Genomic DNA, 3,956 nt, shown 5'->3' with positions numbered 1-3,956 from the left:
AAGATGATGGTCAATAAGAAACTGGAAGAGGGAATTAACCAACTGGGAGATATGCTAACCCAGTTACCTTATCGTTAACAGAGCAACTAGAATACGATCAGAACAACAAAAGAAATGGTAAAGCAACTTACAATCGATGAATATTTTAATCGGTACGCAGAATTACCGCTAATTGATGTTCGGTCGCCCGGCGAATACAAAAAGGGACATATCCCGGAAGCGCACAGCATCCCCCTTTTTGAGGATGACGAGCGAGCTGAAGTCGGAACGGTCTATGTACGTCAGTCGCGCGAAAAAGCGATTGAACTGGGCTATAAGTTTGTAACTCCCAAACTCCAGCAATTCATTGACAAATCCGAAGCCCTTTCGCCCGATAAAAAGGTTGTGGTACATTGCTGGCGTGGAGGAATGCGTAGCGCATCATTTGCGCAGCATCTTCTGGATAACGGATTCCGGGAAGTTTACACCATCAAAGGCGGGTACAAGGCTTTCAGGAACTACGTGCTGAAAACATTCGACCATCCATTCAAACTAAATATTTTGGGTGGTTATACCGGAAGTGGAAAAACTGAAATCCTGAAGCAGTTACAAACCAGGGGTGAACAAGTCGTCGACCTGGAAGGACTGGCCCACCACAAAGGCTCTGCTTTTGGAGGTATTGGACAGGAGGTGCAGCCAACGGTGGAACAATTTGAAAACAACTTGTTTGAAGCCTTTCAGCAATTGGATTTCAAGCAGCCCATCTGGCTCGAAGACGAGAGTCATAATATTGGCCGTGTACAAATACCGATCAATCTTTTCCGGCAAATCCGGGAACTCCCGCTCATATTTCTGGATATTCCGGCAGAAGAAAGAGCTGTTAAGCTGGTTGCCGAATACGGGCAATGTGAAGCTGACGAACTGGCAGCAGCCATTCAACGCATTCATAAACGTCTTGGTGGTTTAGCGGTCAAAAATGCCCTTCAGTATATCGAAGAAGGAAACTATTACGAGGTAACCAAAATTGCGCTTTTCTATTACGACAAAGCTTACCAAAAAGGGATGAACACCCGCGACCAGTCAAAAGTAATTACCATCCCTCTGGAAAACACCGATGCCTCCTTGAATGCAGTAAAAATTTTACAAGAAATAGAACACTATGTCTGATATTAAATTGACCCAATATAGCCACGGAGCAGGATGTGGCTGTAAAATATCGCCGGAAGTACTTAGCAATATTTTACACCACGCGCAGGAACAAATCAACGATCCTCGCCTTCTGGTCGGCAATGCGAGCCGCGACGATGCTGCCGTGTACGATATGAATAACGGAACAGCCATCATTAGCACCACCGACTTTTTTATGCCGATCGTTGATGATCCGTTTACCTTTGGGAAAATAGCCGCAACCAATGCCATCAGCGACATCTATGCCATGGGAGGAACACCATTGCTGGCCATTGCAATTTTGGGATGGCCTGTGAATAAGATTCCTGCTGAAGTAGCCCAAAAGGTTATGGAAGGCGGACGTCAGGCTTGTTTCGAAGCAGGAATTGTACTAGCCGGAGGACATAGCATCGACAGCCCCGAGCCTATTTTCGGTTTGGCAGTGACCGGGCAGGTTGAGCTTAGCAAGCTAAAGCGTAACGATACGGCAACAGAAGGTTGTCAACTTTACCTGACCAAGCCTCTTGGGGTTGGTGTTTTCACAACCGCTCAAAAGCAGGCTAAACTAAAGCCGGAGCACGCTGACGTGGCTGTTGAATCGATGACCAAGTTGAATATTATTGGACAAAAGCTTGCCGATATCGAAGGTATTACCGCAATGACCGATGTAACAGGTTTTGGGTTACTGGGCCATCTTACGGAGATGTGCGAGGGTAGTCAATTATCAGCCGTTATTCATTTTGATAAAATTCCGCTTTTCGACGATGTCGACTACTACATTGAGCAAGGATGCATTCCTGGAGGGACACATCGCAACTGGAGCAGCTACGGATGCAACATCCGGCTTCGCAACGAAGAAGACCGATTGATTCTGTGCGACCCGCAAACAAGTGGTGGTCTGCTTATTGCCGTAAAACCGGAAGCTCAGAAAGCAGTAGAGCAGGTTTTAAAAGAACATAACTTCCAGGCGGAACCGATAGGTTTCCTGAAAAAGCAAGAAGAAAAACTGGTTGAAGTAAAATAGCCTGGAGCTTTATTTTGATTTTTCTCCTGAAGAACTAATCATTTTCCCTTGAAAACTGTTTAAACTTCGGACAGCTGCTTTCAGTTGAACCGAAAGAGCGTTTAACAGTAGGAAAAGATGAAAATATTCAAAAAAGAAGACAAGATAAGTTCATTAGTCTCAGCGAATTCCAACTTACTCCCGGTAATCAACCGTTTTGGAATTCAACTGGGTTTTAAAGAAAAGACAATTGCCGAAATCTGTGCTGAAAACAACGTCAGTACCGATTTCTTTCTGGCGATTGTCAATACCTATACCAACGAAAACTATTTCCCGGAAGAAGAATTACTGGCTTTCTCTCCGCTCCTGCTGATCGACTACCTGAAAACAACACACAAGTACTTCATCAGCTACGTATTACCCAAAATAGAGCGCTCTCTTGATGCCGTAATGAAAACTTGTGCCGAAAATTGCTCGAGCCTGAAGATGATTAGCACGTTCTATCAAAAATTCAAGAATGAACTGCATATTCACCTGGCACAGGAGGATGAGAAAGTATTTCCTTATATCATCGATTTATACCATAACCGCACACTAACAGCGGGTAAATCGATCGCTGTTTACGAAGACGAGCATACCAGCGTAGAGGAAAAGCTAAGTGATTTAAAAAACCTGGTTATCAAATATCTCGAGCCCAATTACGATCCAATAGCCATGTATGAGTTTGTGCACACCCTTTTTCAATTCGAAAAAGACTTGTATGACCATGCCCGGATTGAGGATCTGATTTTGATTAAGCAAGTTATCCGTATTGAAGAAGAACTGAAAACAAAAGCTACCCGGTAATGGAAGAGAATGTATTTATAATTCATCCTGCTGAAATTATTCGGAAAGGCCTGGCTTTGTTATTGCAGGAATATTTCAAGATGGAAATCACCCAGCTAAGTTCCATCAACGATCTCAATTCATTTTCAGCAATCAACAATAACCTAATCATTGTCATTATTCAAAAGGGCCTCATACTACCTGCTGAAACCGAAGAGCGACTAAGAAAAAACAACCAGTTTTATTTGATCAGCCTTAGTGCTTCTACCGATAAGGAAGGAGTAACCAAAGGATACGACTACGATCTGAATGTATTAGCCTCAAATTTGGAGATACAGAAACTGATCCAGGTTATTCGTAAATCGGCCAGCAAATCCAAAATAGTCCATGTTGAGAATGGCGATCTTACCCAACGCGAAAAAGATGTTATTCGGCAAATTGCATTAGGCTTATCCAATAAAGAGATGGCCGACAAATTGAATATCAGTATTCACACCGTCATCTCGCATCGGAAAAACATTACCGAAAAGCTGAACATCAAATCAATTTCGGGATTGACAGTTTACGCCATCATGAATAACCTGCTGGATATTTCAGATATTAACCCGGAAGAGCTCATTTGATGTTCTATTTAACGTAAGTTTTTAGATTCCGGACCTAATCGATTACCTTCGGAACCTAATTGATTACCTTCCTGACCTAATCGATTAGCTTTGAAACCGGATCATTTAGGTTCGGGAGACAAAGTTTTAGGTTGAAAAGCCAATCGTTTGACAAAAAGACCGAAACGATCGCCTTACGGACCTAATCGATTAGCTCTGAAACCGCATCATTTAGGTTCGGGAGACAAAGTTTTAGGTCGAAAAGCCAATCGTTGGACAAAATGACCGAAACGATCACCTTCAGGACCTAATCGATTAGCTCTGAAACCGCATCATTTAGGTTCGGGAGACAAAGTTTTAGGTCGAAAAGACAATCGTTT

At 43.1% G+C, this 3,956-nt stretch carries 4 protein-coding genes; all 4 read left to right on the top strand.

Annotated features, from left to right (window positions below; all coding sequences use genetic code 11):
• The first annotated feature begins 114 nt into the window (after positions 1 to 114).
• Complete coding sequence (gene mnmH, locus AC37HE_RS11520; protein WP_500782994.1) at positions 115 to 1,146, top strand: tRNA 2-selenouridine(34) synthase MnmH; 1,032 nt, start codon at positions 115 to 117, stop codon at positions 1,144 to 1,146.
• Positions 1,139 to 2,170 carry a selenide, water dikinase SelD gene (gene selD, locus AC37HE_RS11515; protein WP_500782993.1) on the top strand — a complete coding sequence of 344 codons (1,032 nt, stop codon included), beginning with the start codon at positions 1,139 to 1,141 and terminating at the stop codon, positions 2,168 to 2,170. The genes mnmH and selD overlap by 8 nt, the downstream gene beginning before the upstream one ends.
• A gap of 117 nt (positions 2,171 to 2,287) precedes the next feature.
• Positions 2,288 to 2,995 carry a hemerythrin domain-containing protein gene (locus AC37HE_RS11510; RefSeq protein ID WP_500782992.1) on the top strand — a complete coding sequence of 236 codons (708 nt, stop codon included), beginning with the start codon at positions 2,288 to 2,290 and terminating at the stop codon, positions 2,993 to 2,995.
• Positions 2,995 to 3,597 carry a helix-turn-helix transcriptional regulator gene (locus AC37HE_RS11505; RefSeq protein WP_500782991.1) on the top strand — a complete coding sequence of 201 codons (603 nt, stop codon included), beginning with the start codon at positions 2,995 to 2,997 and terminating at the stop codon, positions 3,595 to 3,597. The genes AC37HE_RS11510 and AC37HE_RS11505 overlap by 1 nt, the downstream gene beginning before the upstream one ends.
• Positions 3,598 to 3,956: the final 359 nt, after the last annotated feature.

The sequence above is a fragment of the Mangrovibacterium sp. genome, assembly GCF_059905295.1.
This window is presented reverse-complemented; position numbering and strand designations above follow the sequence as displayed.

Excerpts from the sequence above, each read along its gene's own strand:
- mnmH (WP_500782994.1), top strand. The coding sequence starts at position 115 with ATGGTAAAGCAACTTACAATCGATGAATATTTTAATCGGTACGCAGAA.
- selD (WP_500782993.1), top strand. The coding sequence starts at position 1,139 with ATGTCTGATATTAAATTGACCCAATATAGCCACGGAGCAGGATGTGGC.
- AC37HE_RS11510 (WP_500782992.1), top strand. The coding sequence starts at position 2,288 with ATGAAAATATTCAAAAAAGAAGACAAGATAAGTTCATTAGTCTCAGCG.
- AC37HE_RS11505 (WP_500782991.1), top strand. The coding sequence starts at position 2,995 with ATGGAAGAGAATGTATTTATAATTCATCCTGCTGAAATTATTCGGAAA.